Annotated in this window: 13 protein-coding genes; all 13 read left to right on the top strand. The window is 46.8% G+C overall.

All coding sequences use genetic code 11. The features are described 5' to 3' along the window. The first annotated feature begins 38 nt into the window (after positions 1 to 38). The 13 genes from BK126_RS00590 to BK126_RS00530 all read left to right on the top strand — a co-directional run bounded on the left by BK126_RS00590 (position 39) and on the right by BK126_RS00530 (position 14,553). A complete protein-coding gene (locus BK126_RS00590; RefSeq protein WP_256209607.1) occupies positions 39 to 956 on the top strand; it encodes a carbohydrate ABC transporter permease in 918 nt (305 codons plus the stop codon). 2 nt (positions 957 to 958) lie between these two features. Then, on the top strand, positions 959 to 1,834 hold the full coding sequence (locus BK126_RS00585) for a carbohydrate ABC transporter permease (RefSeq protein WP_047913812.1): 876 nt from the start codon (positions 959 to 961) through the stop codon (positions 1,832 to 1,834). Between the two features lie 15 nt (positions 1,835 to 1,849). Next, positions 1,850 to 3,313 carry an NHL repeat-containing protein gene (locus BK126_RS00580; RefSeq protein ID WP_076310815.1) on the top strand — a complete coding sequence of 488 codons (1,464 nt, stop codon included), beginning with the start codon at positions 1,850 to 1,852 and terminating at the stop codon, positions 3,311 to 3,313. Continuing rightward, positions 3,297 to 3,932 (top strand): YIP1 family protein, encoded by a 636-nt coding sequence (locus tag BK126_RS00575; RefSeq protein ID WP_076310814.1) that lies wholly within the window; start codon positions 3,297 to 3,299, stop codon positions 3,930 to 3,932. The genes BK126_RS00580 and BK126_RS00575 overlap by 17 nt, the downstream gene beginning before the upstream one ends. Positions 3,933 to 3,950: 18 nt before the next feature. Then, on the top strand, positions 3,951 to 6,521 hold the full coding sequence (locus tag BK126_RS00570) for a DUF5696 domain-containing protein (protein ID WP_076310813.1): 2,571 nt from the start codon (positions 3,951 to 3,953) through the stop codon (positions 6,519 to 6,521). Further along, positions 6,518 to 7,420, top strand: a complete 903-nt coding sequence (locus BK126_RS00565; protein ID WP_076310812.1) for a carbohydrate ABC transporter permease — start codon at positions 6,518 to 6,520, stop codon at positions 7,418 to 7,420. Before BK126_RS00570 ends, BK126_RS00565 begins: the two co-directional genes overlap by 4 nt. Positions 7,421 to 7,437: 17 nt before the next feature. Beyond that, a complete protein-coding gene (locus BK126_RS00560; RefSeq protein ID WP_076310811.1) occupies positions 7,438 to 8,382 on the top strand; it encodes a carbohydrate ABC transporter permease in 945 nt (314 codons plus the stop codon). A 57-nt stretch (positions 8,383 to 8,439) separates the two neighbouring features. Further along, positions 8,440 to 10,137, top strand: a complete 1,698-nt coding sequence (locus BK126_RS00555) for an RICIN domain-containing protein (protein WP_256702776.1) — start codon at positions 8,440 to 8,442, stop codon at positions 10,135 to 10,137. 461 nt (positions 10,138 to 10,598) lie between these two features. Then, on the top strand, positions 10,599 to 11,357 hold the full coding sequence (locus tag BK126_RS00550; protein ID WP_076310809.1) for a nucleotidyltransferase domain-containing protein: 759 nt from the start codon (positions 10,599 to 10,601) through the stop codon (positions 11,355 to 11,357). Positions 11,358 to 12,104: 747 nt separating this feature from the next. Beyond that, a complete protein-coding gene (locus BK126_RS00545; RefSeq protein WP_076310808.1) occupies positions 12,105 to 12,434 on the top strand; it encodes a PadR family transcriptional regulator in 330 nt (109 codons plus the stop codon). After that, on the top strand, positions 12,431 to 12,778 hold the full coding sequence (locus BK126_RS00540) for a DUF1048 domain-containing protein (protein ID WP_076310807.1): 348 nt from the start codon (positions 12,431 to 12,433) through the stop codon (positions 12,776 to 12,778). Before BK126_RS00545 ends, BK126_RS00540 begins: the two co-directional genes overlap by 4 nt. A gap of 9 nt (positions 12,779 to 12,787) precedes the next feature. After that, positions 12,788 to 13,174 carry a DUF1048 domain-containing protein gene (locus BK126_RS00535; RefSeq protein WP_076310806.1) on the top strand — a complete coding sequence of 129 codons (387 nt, stop codon included), beginning with the start codon at positions 12,788 to 12,790 and terminating at the stop codon, positions 13,172 to 13,174. A 149-nt stretch (positions 13,175 to 13,323) separates the two neighbouring features. Next, positions 13,324 to 14,553 (top strand): serine hydrolase domain-containing protein, encoded by a 1,230-nt coding sequence (locus tag BK126_RS00530; RefSeq protein ID WP_076312472.1) that lies wholly within the window; start codon positions 13,324 to 13,326, stop codon positions 14,551 to 14,553. Positions 14,554 to 14,609 lie beyond the last annotated feature (56 nt).

Here is a 14,609-nt window from a genome sequence, read left to right as displayed (position 1 = left end):
TGCAAGCCAAAACAACCAAGACGGCAGCCGCTCCTGCCATTCATGCGCGTCAGGTGGGCTGGTGGTCCCTTTTGAAACGGGATCTATACCTCAGCAGACACTATTACGTATTGATGGCACCGTTCATGATCATCTTTTTCATGTTTACTGTCATACCGGTGGGCATTTCGCTTGCCTTGAGTTTCTTTCACTTCAATATGCTGGAAATGCCGCGTTTTATCGGATGGCAGAACTATTCGCGGCTATTCCTGAACGATGACGTATTTCTGATTGCACTGAAGAACACATTGCTTTTTGCCGTAATTACGGGCCCTGTCAGTTATATCGCCTGCTTCTTGTTTGCTTGGATTATCAATGAACTTTCCCCCAAGATTCGGGCGGTCATGACGCTGGTCTTCTATGCTCCATCCATATCGGGAAACGTCTTCTTCATCTGGCTTATTATTTTCTCTGGTGACAGCTATGGATACATGAATGGTTTCCTGATGCGCCTTGGCGTTATTCTGGAACCCATTCAATGGCTCGCAGACGAAAGGTACGTGCTGACCATAGTCATTATTGTACAGCTATGGCTCAGTCTAGGGACCAGCTTCCTGGCCTTTATTGCAGGCCTTCAAAATATTGATCGTTCGCTTGTGGAGGCCGGCACCGTGGATGGGATCAAAAACCGATGGCAGGAGCTATGGTACATTACACTGCCTTCGATGCGACCGCAGCTGATGTTTGGTGCGGTGATGCAGATTACGGCATCCTTCGCTGTGGCAGAAATTTCGATCGCGCTGGCAGGGTTCCCAAGTGTAAACTATGCGGCGCATACGGTCGTCACTCATTTGATGGATTTTGGTACGATTCGCTTCGAGATGGGATACGCTTCAGCCATTGCTACGGTTCTTTTTGTACTTATGCTGGGAACGAATGTGATGACGCAAAAAATGCTGAGAAAGATAGGTGAATGACAATGACTAGCAAAGTACGTGGCGTCTTTGGTATGCCGAAGAGACTTAACCGGTCATTTACCGTTAGCTTGATGTTATTTGCACTGCTGGCTCTGTTTGGAGCATTCATGATACTCCCGCTAATCTATGCTGTAAACAATGCCTTTAAGCCACTCGATGAGCTGTTTATATTTCCGCCGCGCTTCTGGGTGAATAATCCGACGACGGAGAATTTTGCAGACTTGATTAATCTGATGGGCAACTCCTGGGTTCCCTTATCAAGGTATATCGCGAATACGCTGCTTATAACGCTAGTGGGAACAGCAGGACATATTCTCCTTGCTTCTGCAGCAGCTTATCCGCTGGCCAAATATCGTTTTCCCGGGTCGAAAGTGCTGTTTACGATTGTCATTCTATCATTGATGTTCTCTCCTCACGTAACGTCGATTCCGAACTACATGGTCATGTCCTGGCTTGGCTGGATTAACACGCATACATCCATTATCGTGCCTTCGCTCGCTTTCTCGTTAGGACTCTTCTTAATGAAGCAGTTTATGGAGCAAATTCCTAATGCATTGCTGGAGGCAGCCAAGATCGATGGAGCGAGTGAATATCGAATTTTTTGGAGCATTGTGATGCCCAATGTGAAGCCGGCCTGGCTTACGCTCATGATTCTGCAGTTCCCTGCGCTCTGGGGCACGGATGGCGGGAGCTTCATTTACAGTGAAAATCTCAAAACGCTGCATTATGCACTGAGTCAGATTGTTCAGGGAGGGATAGCAAGAGCGGGAGTTGGGGCTGCTGTTGCCTTACTGCTCATGATTGTACCCATCACCTTATTCGTCATTTCCCAGAGCAGCGTCATGCAGACCATGGCCACTTCGGGCATGAAGGAGTAGAAAGGAGGCAGCGACGTGCAGAAAAGCATATGGAAAAAACATAAAGTGATCATCTTGGGCATAGTCTGCCTCCTGTTATTCAGTCAAGAAGCATCCTACGTAAGTGCAGACACCAATTCAGATGCTTACCATTATTCCTACTGGGGCGATACCGTTCCAGCTCCAGCGGCATATGAGGCAACCGCAATCATCACAGGCAAGAAGCTGAACACGGTCCCTTTCAAAGAACCGAGCGATATGCATGTAACAGAGAATCAACACGTCTTTATACTGGATTCAGGCAATGGCCGGGTTATTGAAATGGACCACACTTTCAAGCTGGTGAGAACAATTGACTCATTTGAACGGGAGGGCAAGGAAGAATATTTTAATAATCCTCAGGGGCTGTACGTTACGAATAAAGGTCACCTGCTTATCGCCGATTCAGATAATCACCGGGTTGTGCATCTAGATGAGGAAGGGCAACTGGTTAAGATTGTGGCTGAACCGAAATCGGATCTGTTAAAGACGGATTTTATATTTAAACCGTTACGGATCGTCATGGACAAGGGGGAACGCATCTACGTCATGGCCGAAGGCGTTTTTGATGGATTTATGGAGTTCAGCGCCGATGGCACCTTCTCTTCCTTTATCGGAGCAAACAGGGTTCAGGTTGATCCGGTGGAGTATTTGTGGAAACGATTCGCAACCCGTGAGCAGCGCAGTCAGATGGTCATGTTTACCCCGACGGAATTTACCAATCTAGATATGGATGAGGAAGGCTTCATTTATGCCACTAGCGGCGATCGCGGTAAAGATTCTATCAAGAAGCTGAATGCCCAGGGAACAGACATTCTGCGCAGAGAGGGCTATCAGCCGCCTCAGGGCGATCTAGTGTACACCAACGAAGCCGGATCATCACGCTTGATTGATATTGATGTTGGTGATAGTGACATGTATTCCGTGCTGGATTCCAACATGGGAAGAATTTTCACCTACAATGGCGACGGTTATCTGCTCCATATATTTGGCGGTATTGGCAACCGACGGGGTCAGTTCAATACACCTGTGGCTCTAGAACGTTCAGGCGATCGCATGCTCGTTCTCGATAAGTCGCTCGGCGAGATTACGGTCTTTCAAACAACGGAGTACGGGCGCACGCTGCATGAAGCGGTACGCAGTTATTATAACGGCGACGAAGATCAGTCCTCGGTCATGTTTGCCAAAGCTGCAGAGATGAATGCCAATCTGGAGTATGCCTATGCGGGAATCGGCAAAGCGCTGCTTCGCCAGAAGGAGTATGAGGATTCTGCGCAATACTTTAAGCGGAGTATGGAGCGCCAAGGCTATTCCAAAGCTTTTCTTTTGTTTCGCAAAGAATTGATGCGTGAGCATTTCTCATGGATGATGTCTGGCTTATTCCTGGCTGCAGCTGCGTTTGTCACCGTCATCATTGTTCGCAGACAAAAAAGGAGGACAGCGAATGCAGACGTCAAGTAAGCAATTATATCAGTACCCCATGCATCTGATATTTCATCCATTCAATGGATACTGGGAACTGAAATACGAACGGAATCAGAAAACAACACTGCTGATTGCATACCTAATTCTAGTACTTTTGGTTATCACCAAAATTTTGCATGCCCAGTACAGCGGTTTCCTCATTAACTTCAACAATCCGAAGTATCTGAACAGCCTGCTTGAAATGGTATATGTCATTATTCCGGTGCTGTTCTGGTGTATTGCCAATTGGTCTTTAACCACGCTTATGGACGGGGAAGGTAAATTTTCTGAAATTTTTATGTCTACGTGTTTTGCACTGGTCCCGCTGTTTCTCATTCATTTTCCATGGATTTGGCTGAGTCTCGTCATTTCCGCACAGGAAACTGCATTTTATTACTTCTCTAACGCACTTGCAGTCGGCTGGACGTTATATCTGTTATTCGTGGGAAATATGACAGTCCACCAGTATACGCCGGCCAAAACGGTGCTGACGATGCTGCTCACCCTAGTTGCTATGGCCTTTATGGCATTTCTGTGCCTATTGTTCTTTAGCCTTGTACAGCAGATCGTTTCCTTTGTTGTAACTATTTATCAGGAATTAGTGCTTCGGGGCTAAGGAAGGAGGAGATATACAATGAAATATGCCGTAGCCAAAAGAATCAGCGGAATGCTGCTCATTGGCAGTCTGCTTCTCAGTGGTTGTCAAATCTCGCCAGCTTCGCAGGTCCGTGAGACTGCGACTACTGTTGACCAAGCTGAGGTTCCCTCCCTGCCTCCCGGAGAAAAACTGATATCGTCTTTCAGCGATGCTCGTCTTTCAGGCATGCTTGGAATCGCCCAGAATAATTCGCTTCAGCTGTTCATTCACGAAGAGACTGCTGAGATTGCAGTTCTTCACAAACAGAGCGGTCAAATATGGCGAAGCAACCCAGCTGATCGTGACAAGGACGGAATCGCAACCGGGATTAACAAAGATCTTCTCTCATCGCAAACAAGACTCAGCTTCTTTAACAGTCTGGGTCAGAGCAGTTCCGTAAACTCTTACACGGATAGTGTTGGACACAAGCAGGTAAGTTATGAAGCGATTGATAACGGAGTTCAGGTTCATTATCAATTCGGAAGCACTGAACGCTCCATTGAAGATTTGCCAGTGAAGATCAGCAAAGAACGATTTGAGCAGAAGCTGCTCTCCCAGCTCGACAGCGCTGGGCAGCGTGCATTAAAAATCGGTTATACAGAAGACAAGGAAGAAGGAATCTACACTCGAAATGATAAGGCGCTGCAAGGACTTCAGCTTTCCAGAGCTTTAAAAGCCTTTGAGACAGCCGGCTATACGGAAGAAGATCTGGAACAGGACCATACCGAGCATGGGATTGAGCTTGAGCAGAGCGGGCCGCGACTGTTCATGCTCACCATGGAATATGAACTGGACGGTGAGGATCTGCTTGTACGTATACCCTCCTCCGGAATTCATTTTCCAGAAGAATATCCGATTAACACGATCTCTGTTTTGGATTATTTCGGAGCCGGTGGTTCAAATGAAGAAGGCTCCATATTTGTACCAGATGGTTCTGGGGCATTGATTCATTTTAATAATGGCAAAGTCCAGTATCCTGCGTATCAGCAAGATATTTACGGCCCGGATATGACAATGAAGGTTCGCGAAGTCAGCTCAAATGAAGCTAAAGCCAGATTGCCCGTCTTTGGACTGATTCGGGAAGAAGGAGCTTTTCTGGGGATAATTGAGGAAGGAGATGCTGTTGCGGTTGTCAATGCTGATATTAGCGGCAAGCTAAACAGCTACAACAATGTATATCCGAGCTTCTATGTGGTGAACAAGAGCGATGTAACGCTTCAGGCAAGTGACATGGTACGAACGCTTCCGAAATTCCAGGCCAAACCGACCGCATCCGACTTCGTCGTTCGGTATGCTTTTGTCGGCGCAGAGAAGGCATCTTACTCGGGCTTGGCCTCTCTCTATCGAGATTATCTGCTGCAAACGGGCGGTCTGCCCGAGTCCAAGACCAGTAGAGAGCAGAACAGCCTTCCGTTTTATCTTAAACTGCTTGGCGGCATGTCCACTCGCCAACATATATTAGGCATTCCTTATGATTCTACGGAGGCATTAACTACTTTTGACGAAGCTCAAAATATACTCTCCGCGCTGAAAGAAAAGAAGGTGTCCAACATTCAAGTTCGCTATGCCGGTTGGTTTAATGACGGTCTTTATCATCGGATGCCGGACTCCATTAACGTGGATCGTGCTATTGGCGGGAAAAAGGGAATGCGCGAATTCAGCTCCTTTACACGAGAGTCGGGGATCGGCTTTTACCCGGATGTTGCTATGTTGAGTGTACAATCCAAAAAAGGTTTTAGACCATCTAAAGAAGCTTCACGAACGTTAACACAGGAACCAGCGGTCATCTACCCTATGGACCCGGCAAGACAGCGGCGTAACTTGGATCGATCTCCATCCTATGTGCTTTCTCCCAATTTACTAGACGAATTGACGGAAGAGATGCTGAAGGATACAGCTCCTCTTCCGATGGATGGACTTTCTCTTAGGGATCTGGCAGAACAGTTGAACAGTGACATGAATCCGAAGAAGCTGCTCGATCGAACGCAATCGCTTAGTGTCGTAACCAAGGCACTCGAACAGATTAAACAGCAGGCGGGCTCCGTTGTTGCGGATGGCGGAAACGGCTACGCGCTGCCTTATGTAACAGACCTGACAGATGCTCCTATGACAAGCAGCCGCTTTAAGCTGGAAGATGAAGAGATTCCGTTCTATCAGCTCGTTCTGCATGGGAGCATCAGCTATACCGGCACTCCATACAATCTCTCCACCTATACGAACGCAAGACAATATGTCCTGAAGCTGATTGAATATGGAGCGAGTCCTTACTTTGCCTGGTTCAACGCCCCGAATCATGTTGTGAAAGAGACCGATTACGATCACCTCTATGCGTCAAATTATGAGCAGTGGATCGACCTAGCTGCCCAAATTTACAACGAGGTCAATCAGGCGAACCTTCCGTTTGCCGGGCGTTCAATGAAGTCACATGAATCCCTCGCGGAAGGCGTATTTCGGACAACGTATGAAGGCGGAGGGTTTGCTATCGTCAATTACAATGACTTCCCCGTGGATGTGGAGAACTATACCGTAAAAGCTCTTAGTTACGTGACTGGTGGTGAGCAGCTCTGAAGACACTTCTGAAATGGAAATGGGGAAATCGCACGTATGCTCAGCAGAAAGCCCTGTGGGGCGTAATCTACGTACTGCCTTGGTTTATTGGATTTGTATTGTTCTTCTTCATTCCTCTAATGGCTTCGTTGCGTTACAGCATGAGTACGATTCAGGCTAATGCGGAAGGCATAGCGATTCAATTCACCGGTGTCGTCAATTATATTCAAGCGCTCACCGTTAATACCAGCTTCAACCGTGCATTGATTGAGTCGGTAACAGACGTACTTGTCAACGTGCCTCTTATCATCATATTCAGCCTGTTCCTTGCCGTCATCCTGAATCAGAAATTCAGGGGCAGGGCCTTGGCACGATCTATCTTTTTCCTGCCGGTTATTCTGGCATCAGGCGTTATTATGTCACTGGAGAGCACCAGTTTAATTGAAGCAGTTAATCAGAACAGCACGGGCGGAAGCTTGCTCGGCACGTTGGAACTGGAGAAATTGATGCTTGATGCAGGTGTAAGTGAATGGATCGTCACGTACTTAAGCAGCGCGGTAGATAGAATCTATCAGATTGTCAGTCAATCCGGCGTACAGATTCTGATCTTTCTGGCAGGCATTCAAACCATCTCGCCTCAATTGTATGAGGCATCGAAGATCGAAGGCGCAACCGGCTACGAAGCGTTCTGGAAAATTACTTTTCCAATGGTCAGCCCGTTGATCTTCGTCAATGCAATCTATACCATTATCGATTCATTTGCCAATAATGCCATGACGGAACTGATTCGGGAGACCGGCTTCGTTAAGTTCGACTTTGGCTTAAGCTCTGCCATGGCATGGGTCTACTTCCTGGCTATCGCCATCATTTTAATAATCGTAACGGTTATTTTTTCGAAACGTGTGTTCTATCAAGATTAAAAAGGAGGATGTCCCGCGTGAAGACATCACGATTATTATCGCTGGAGCACTGGAAGGGCTGGCTGTGGGTCATGATCCGCTTTGTTCTAATTACCGGACTTTCCTTTGTTATCCTCTTCCCGATATTCCAGAAAATTTCGACTTCCATTAAGGATAAGGTTGATCTTTATTCTGCGGTAGTTGTGTGGATTCCTCAGAACTTCTCCATTGAGAATTTTAAACAGGCGATTCAAGTCATGGACTACTGGGAAACGCTGTTCAACACTTTTACACTCTCTGCCACAACGACATTGTTAACGACGGCATCCTGCGCACTTGCAGGATACGGATTTGCACGTTTGAAATTCAAGGGCAGCAGCTGGCTGTTCGCAGGAGTAATCCTGACGATACTGGTCCCGCCTACGACCATTCTTATTCCGGTATACCTTAATTTGAAAAGTTTTGACCTGTTGGGTCTGATGACTATTATGACTGGCAAACCCGTAAATTTGCTCAACACGTATTGGCCATTCATACTTACGGCAGTGACAGCCAATTCGCTTAAGGCAGGCTTGTATATTTTTATCTTCCGTCAGTTCTTTAGAGGGATCCCTAAGGAAGTGGAAGAGGCCGCTTACGTAGACGGAGCAGGTATTGGTCGAACCTTTTTTAGAATCATGCTGCCTAATGCCATTCCATCCATGGTGACCGTCATGCTGTTTTCCTTCGTGTGGCAGTGGAATGACAGTTTCTATACAACCACGTATCTGACCTCCAGCAAGGTCATGTCGACGCAATTGTCGTCTCTTCCATACAACCTTGCTCAGCAGGTCGGGGATGGTGCCTCCAAGGCAGATCCTTTTTACCTAAGCATGATTCAGGATACAGGGATTCTACTCGCTATCCTGCCTTTGATTGTAATTTATCTATTCGTACAGCGCTATTTCGTGGAGAGTGTGGAACGTTCGGGAATCGTCGGTTAGAACCAAACATTATATCGCAAACCATCTGATAGATCAGGAGGGATTCAAGTGAAGAAGATGATGACATCTTGTAAGCTTCTGCTTATTCTAGCTTTGCTGATTACCATTGCTCCATGGGGAGGCGGCCGCGCCGAGGCTTGGGTGGGTATGCCAATGGGGAAGCTTCATGTAAGCGGTAAACATCTGGTCAACAGCAACAATCAGCCGGTACTTCTAAATGGCTGGCACCAGCCATCTGGTGCATACTGGACATACCAGGACAGTAATTATTATCTCAATCTCCACGGTAATGATCGGCATAAGGCCACGCTTGCTTATCTAAAAGATATTACCGATACGTTTACAGATACAAGTCCGAAATACGGAAGCAATCATGGATGGAACATGAACCAAGTGAGATTATTCATCGACCGCCAAGACATGGGGGACGTGGCCGCTGGGACATATAATTTTGCCGGAGTGCAGACGGTCACACAAAACGTTATCATCCCGTACATTCAGTATGCGAAGACAAAAGGGGTATATGTCGTTTTGGGACTCGATTTTACATTGAAGGACGAGCAAGCAACGACGGCTTCAAATCTACAAAAATTCAATCAAATATGGGGTTATCTCGCCTCCCGTCCGGAAATAAAAAGTGCAGATAATGTTCATTTTGAGCTGATCAATGAACCGGTGAAGTCGTATGCCAACGGTCATTGGGGTGGATACAATGGGGAGAATGATTTTGTTGACCATTGGAACGATTTACGCAATTTCCAGAATTCGATCATCTCCACGATTCGCAGCCAGGGTGCGGACAATGTAATCTGGGCAGCAGGACTGGGTTATAACCAATTTTATAGTCTAACTGCAAGTCATCCTTTGACGGATCCGCTGAACAATTATGGGTATGCGGTTCACTGGTATCCAGGTTACGGAGCTTATGACAATTTCTCAATCTTACAAGATCAGTGGAACACCAATGTAAAAGCAGCCGCAGACAACTATCCAATTAACGTAACTGAAGTGACCTGGTTCAAGAACAAGCCTGGAGATTCGGCTTACTGGAACTTGTTTAATGGCAGCAATGAAGGTTTTGGAACAAATACCAAAACAATCTTTAATGCAGCGGGCAACGTGAGCATTGCTGCTCATATGAATGGGTTCATTCTGGAGCCGGGACAACGAAGCTCCTTTGCCGATCCTACGGCAGGACTAAAATGGGATGGAGATGCTTCTCGAAGTGCAATGGGGCGTTTCCTGTTCAATTGGTACCATGAACGCGCTCAAACCTATCCGGGCAGTGGACCGACAACTGGCCTGATAGCAGGTATGACCTACAAAATTGTGGCAAGACATTCTGGCAAAGTCATTGATGTTCCAGGTGGGCAGAATGTGAACAATCTTCAGCTGCAGCAATGGAGCGATCTGGGTGGCAATCCTCAGAAGTGGGTGCTGAACTCAATTTCTGGGGGGAATTATATGCTGACTAGTGTAAACTCACCGGATAAGGTCATCGACATTCGCAACGGGACACTAACGAACGGCGAAGCTGTACAGCTGATGAGCAATTTGAACACGACCGCCCAGCATTTCAAAATCAATGATTTAGGGAATGGATACTGGAGCATTATCAACGTAAACAGCAACAAGGCAGTTGAGGTGATGAACTCTTCTACTGCCGACGGTGCTAAGCTGCAGCAAAACGATTATACGGGGGCACTGAATCAACAATGGAAGTTTGTGTTAAGTGAGAATATAGTTTTAGACTGAAAAAATAAAGCATTTTCTTAGTGCTTAGGCTAAAATAAGTCCCCTGTTTAAGCACTACATGCTACCCTTGTACATTCTTTAATAAATAATTGGAAATGGAAAGGGCGTAGCCCAAGCGAAGTCGCGGGAGCGTCCTTTTTATTGAACTAACTGGCAGTTTTCTTGAGCAAGTTGTTGACTAAGGTGACGGGAAAGAGTAATATTTAACCAATATCGGTAAATCAAAGATGGAACAAAAGTAAATCATTAAACTCTTCACAGGAAAGGGTTTCATGACTGAGAAAACCTTAGAGTACTGATTGAAAATGCCAGTTCCAGAGTATGGCTAATACCCATCGGTTTGACCCGTTATAGTCAATTAAGGTGGCTGTGTGAAAATACAGCAACCTGGGTGGTACCGCGATTAATATCGTCCCAGAGCATTTTGCTTTGGGGCGTTTTTTATTTTGGGAGGAGTCTATATGATATTAGAAAAAGTTATAAATAGAATTGTAATACAAAGTGAATATAAGGATTTTGTTGATAAGTATATAGATCATATACTTACCGAATTTAAAGGTAAGATTCATAGCATTTATATGTGTGGCTCGATTCCAAAAGGAACTGCTAAACCTTTTAAGTCAGATGCAGACTTTACTATTGTATGTGTAAATCCCACAGATATTGATTACGAAAGATTGTCAAATATTAAAGACAGGCTTTTGGAAGAATATCCAGTAGTAACTAAGATTGATACGATCATTTGCTCAATTGACGATGTATTAAGTAAACCAAATGAGTGGGGTTTTTGGGTTAAGATTATTTGTGTTTGCCTATATGGTCATGACGTTGGTGAAAAAGTACCACCGATCATTATTTCTCCAGAGTTCATTTTAGACTTAAATACAGAGACCAAGGAAGAAGTAGATCGTGTACGTCGTTCACTTTCTACTGCTAGTGATCACACGATGAAAACTAGATATATTAAAGGGTATTCGAAGAGATTAATTCGTGCATTATACTCTTTGGTTTTAGTAGATACAGGTGTATGGCAAGATGACATTATGAAGATGAAGAATGCCATAATAAACTATTGCGAGATTGACTCCGCTTTAGTTGAGTATCTGTATGCTTGTTACTTGGATAGTGATGTACTTGTTGAAAAGTTTCTGGGAATTGCAGATGAAGTATATTGCTATTTTGAGAACTCCTTAAATGCAATGGCTGCCGGGTCACTCTGAGAAGCGAGAGACACATCCAGCCCCCTAAGCCCGTCGGGACATCACTGCATTTTTAACCTCTTAGTCTAATGTGGAGCTTAAAAAGACTTCTATATTTTGTGGTAACTGGTACGGTATTTAGAAGATTATTCAACCTGTCGAAATGACAGGTTTTTTTGCGTAGATAAACAAAGAACTTAGCAGGAAGGAGGGATTTATTTCCATGTCGAAAGAACTTAACAGAAGCCTTTTAAAGTTATTAAGGCGGATTCTCGAACTCTCAGTTTATTATGGGTACAGCACCGAATCAAAACCTGACATGCTACATTGGGCCCATTGCGGAGCTCTTAAGAAGACTTGGTTAATCTGGTGCATATGATTCGAATAGGTGATCATAAGCTGGATAATTTTATGCTTACGAATATGAGCATTTCTGCAAGGTAACTCAGGATGAACTTAGGCAAACTCTAATAACTATTGGTGCAAAAACTACTGCTGCGAAGCCTCTACGACCTTGGCAGAGCTGTTACCCAACACAATGGCATTGAACATTCCACATCTAGCTGAACGGACAGATTAACGCAACAAGCTTCGAGAATTGGATAAACAACTAACTAAATATCTTCAGGATAAGCCCAGGGAACTTAGGTTGAAATTATATAATCCGCGTCAGAGCAAACGATATTGACAAACCAACTACTACGTGTTACTTTATAGCTGTAGTAAGTAATACTGCATACTAGTGACACAGAATAGTAAGGGGCGATTATGCTGGAAAACTTAACGGAAATGCTTAAAGGCGTGCTTGAGGGCTGCGTCCTTGAAATTATTAGCCACAACGAAACCTACGGTTACGAAATCACGCGGCAGTTGAATGCCCTCGGCTTCACGGATGTTGTGGAGGGAACGGTATACACCATCCTGATCCGGCTTGAAAAAAACAATTTGGTAGAAGTAACCAAAAAGCCCTCTGACATGGGGCCGCCGCGAAAGTTTTTCGCGCTCAACGACGCGGGGCGTGAGGAGCTGCAGAGGTTCTGGGAAAAATGGGAGTTCGTATCATCAAAAATAAACGAGTTAAAGGAGAAAATACAATGAATTTTTGGGAAAAAATCACCGGCAGCGATATGACGAAAGAAATGAAAGCTTTCGAATCGCGAGCCAAAAAGCTGCCGGCTGATTATCAAGCGGCATGGGAAGAAATTGATGCCAATCTTTGGTCGCACTCAGATTTCACTGGTCGTAACCTCATGCCAATACTCGACGGTGTGCTTGGCCTGTTCGAAGAAACGGCGGCGGACGGTCAGAGTGTCCAAGAGGTTTTGGGTGACGATATCAAAGGCTTCTGTTCAGCGCTGGCCGGCGAAGAAGGGGCAAAGTCCTTTCGGGACAAGTGGCGCGAGCAACTCAACAATAATATCGCCAAAAAATTAGGTAAATAGGAGGATAAAATGAGAATACGAGATATCATTGAAGGCAAAAAAGAGTGGCGAGCGCACGTGATCGAAGGCAAAAAAGAGTGGAGAGAACACGTGGCGCGTGTTAAAGCGCTCCCACAAGATTATCAGATTGTTTATAAAGAGATTCAAAAATATTTCTTTAAGGTCGGCCCTGTTGAGCTAACCGACGGGACGGGTTTGCTCTCGGGGATTGTCGATCTTTTTGAAGATGGCGCGGCCTTGGGGAAAGGCGTGCTCGAAGTGACGGGCAGTGACGTAGCGGCTTTCTGCGACGATCTAATCAAAGATTCAAAAACTTACGATGACATCTTTCAAGAACTGTTAGACCACCAAGAAGGTAGCAAGACCATGAAAAAGGCTACGGATAATAAAAAGTAAAAAGGGAGGTGATATTTTTGCCCTGCTTGGCACCAATGGCCTATGCAAAACGAGGAAGAATCTATCAATTCAAAGCTTGAATAATAAAAGAAAATTCATAGTGTTACAAAAAATAAAAAGTAAAGAGAGGGAAACTAATGCAAAAGATGATGGGTCAAAGCAACAGAGGCTTCTCCGATACAGGGCTGCGCAGAGTGCGCGACGTCCTGGCACGGCATGTCGATTCCGGGAAGATTCCTGGGCTCGTCGCCCTGGTCAGCCGGTACGGTGAGACGCACGTCGAAACACTCGGAACGATGCGCCATGACGGTGGCGCCCCGATGCGCCGGGACACGATCTTTCGGATGGCCTCGACATCCAAGCCGGTCGCGGTCTCAGCGGCGATGGTCCTGCTGGATGAGTGCAGGCTCCGGCTGGATGACCCGGTACAGGAGTGGCTGCCCGAACTCGCTGACAGGCAGGTACTGAGACAGGCAGACGGCCCGCTGGACGATACCGTGCCGGCGAGGCGGCCGATTACCGTGCGGGACCTGTTGACCTCTACGTTCGGGCTCGGACTGGACACGACAGCGCCGGGCTCACCGATGATGCAAAAGATTTTTGAGCAAGGGCTCTACGCTCAGGCAGAACTGGCGGCACCAAATCCGGATGAGTGGATGCGCCGCCTAGGCACTCTCCCGCTGATGTACCAGCCCGGAGAGCGGTGGTTATACAACATCAGCGACGACGTGCTTGGTGTGCTCGTCTCCAGGGTCAGTGGCAAGTCGTTCGAGGCGTTCCTGCGAGAACGCATCTTTGAACCGCTGGGAATGAAGGACACTGGTTTCCACGTGCCCGCCGACAAGATCGATCGGCTGCCGCCTCTCTACGCCCCCGACCCACAGACCGGGGAATTACACGTGTGGGATGAGGCCGTTAGCGGACGGCACAGCCAACCTCCAGCATTTCAGTCAGGCGGTGGCGGACTGGACTCAACCGTCGACGACTATCACGCCTACTTCCGGATGCTGCTGAATCACGGAATGCACGGGACTGAGCGGATCCTGTCCCGGTCCGCCGTCGAACTGATGACCACCAATCGCCTAACTTCCGAGCAACTAGCCGCCCGAGAAGCTTGGGCCCGTAATATCGTCCATTTGGCGTACGGCACCGGGCAGCACGGCGGTTGGGGCTTCGGGATGGCGGTGCGTACTTATCGTGGTGACTACGCATCTATCGGCCAGTTCGGCTGGGACGGCGGAGCCGGCACCTCCACCTACGCTGACCCGGACAAACAGCTTATCGGAATTCTGCTTACCCAGGTTGGGATGTCCACTGGGGATTCGTCACGGGTTATGCACGACTTCTGGACAACGGTCTACCAGGCAATCGAAGACTGACGCCGAGCCCGCGCGCGGGTTCGCTCGCCATCAACCCACACCAAACGACAGCCCCT

This window comes from Paenibacillus sp. FSL H7-0326 (assembly GCF_001955535.1).
GTDB classification, from domain to species: Bacteria; Bacillota; Bacilli; order Paenibacillales; family Paenibacillaceae; genus Paenibacillus; species Paenibacillus shunpengii.
Note: the sequence above shows the minus strand (reverse complement) of the source record. Positions and strands in the feature narration are given on the sequence as shown.

Coding starts and splice junctions, on each gene's coding strand:
- BK126_RS00585 (WP_047913812.1), top strand. CDS start 959: ATGACTAGCAAAGTACGTGGCGTCTTTGGTATGCCGAAGAGACTTAAC.
- BK126_RS00575 (WP_076310814.1), top strand. CDS start 3,297: ATGCAGACGTCAAGTAAGCAATTATATCAGTACCCCATGCATCTGATA.
- BK126_RS00570 (WP_076310813.1), top strand. CDS start 3,951: ATGAAATATGCCGTAGCCAAAAGAATCAGCGGAATGCTGCTCATTGGC.
- BK126_RS00555 (WP_256702776.1), top strand. CDS start 8,440: ATGATGACATCTTGTAAGCTTCTGCTTATTCTAGCTTTGCTGATTACC.
- BK126_RS00550 (WP_076310809.1), top strand. CDS start 10,599: ATGATATTAGAAAAAGTTATAAATAGAATTGTAATACAAAGTGAATAT.
- BK126_RS00545 (WP_076310808.1), top strand. CDS start 12,105: ATGCTGGAAAACTTAACGGAAATGCTTAAAGGCGTGCTTGAGGGCTGC.
- BK126_RS00540 (WP_076310807.1), top strand. CDS start 12,431: ATGAATTTTTGGGAAAAAATCACCGGCAGCGATATGACGAAAGAAATG.
- BK126_RS00535 (WP_076310806.1), top strand. CDS start 12,788: ATGAGAATACGAGATATCATTGAAGGCAAAAAAGAGTGGCGAGCGCAC.
- BK126_RS00530 (WP_076312472.1), top strand. CDS start 13,324: ATGGGTCAAAGCAACAGAGGCTTCTCCGATACAGGGCTGCGCAGAGTG.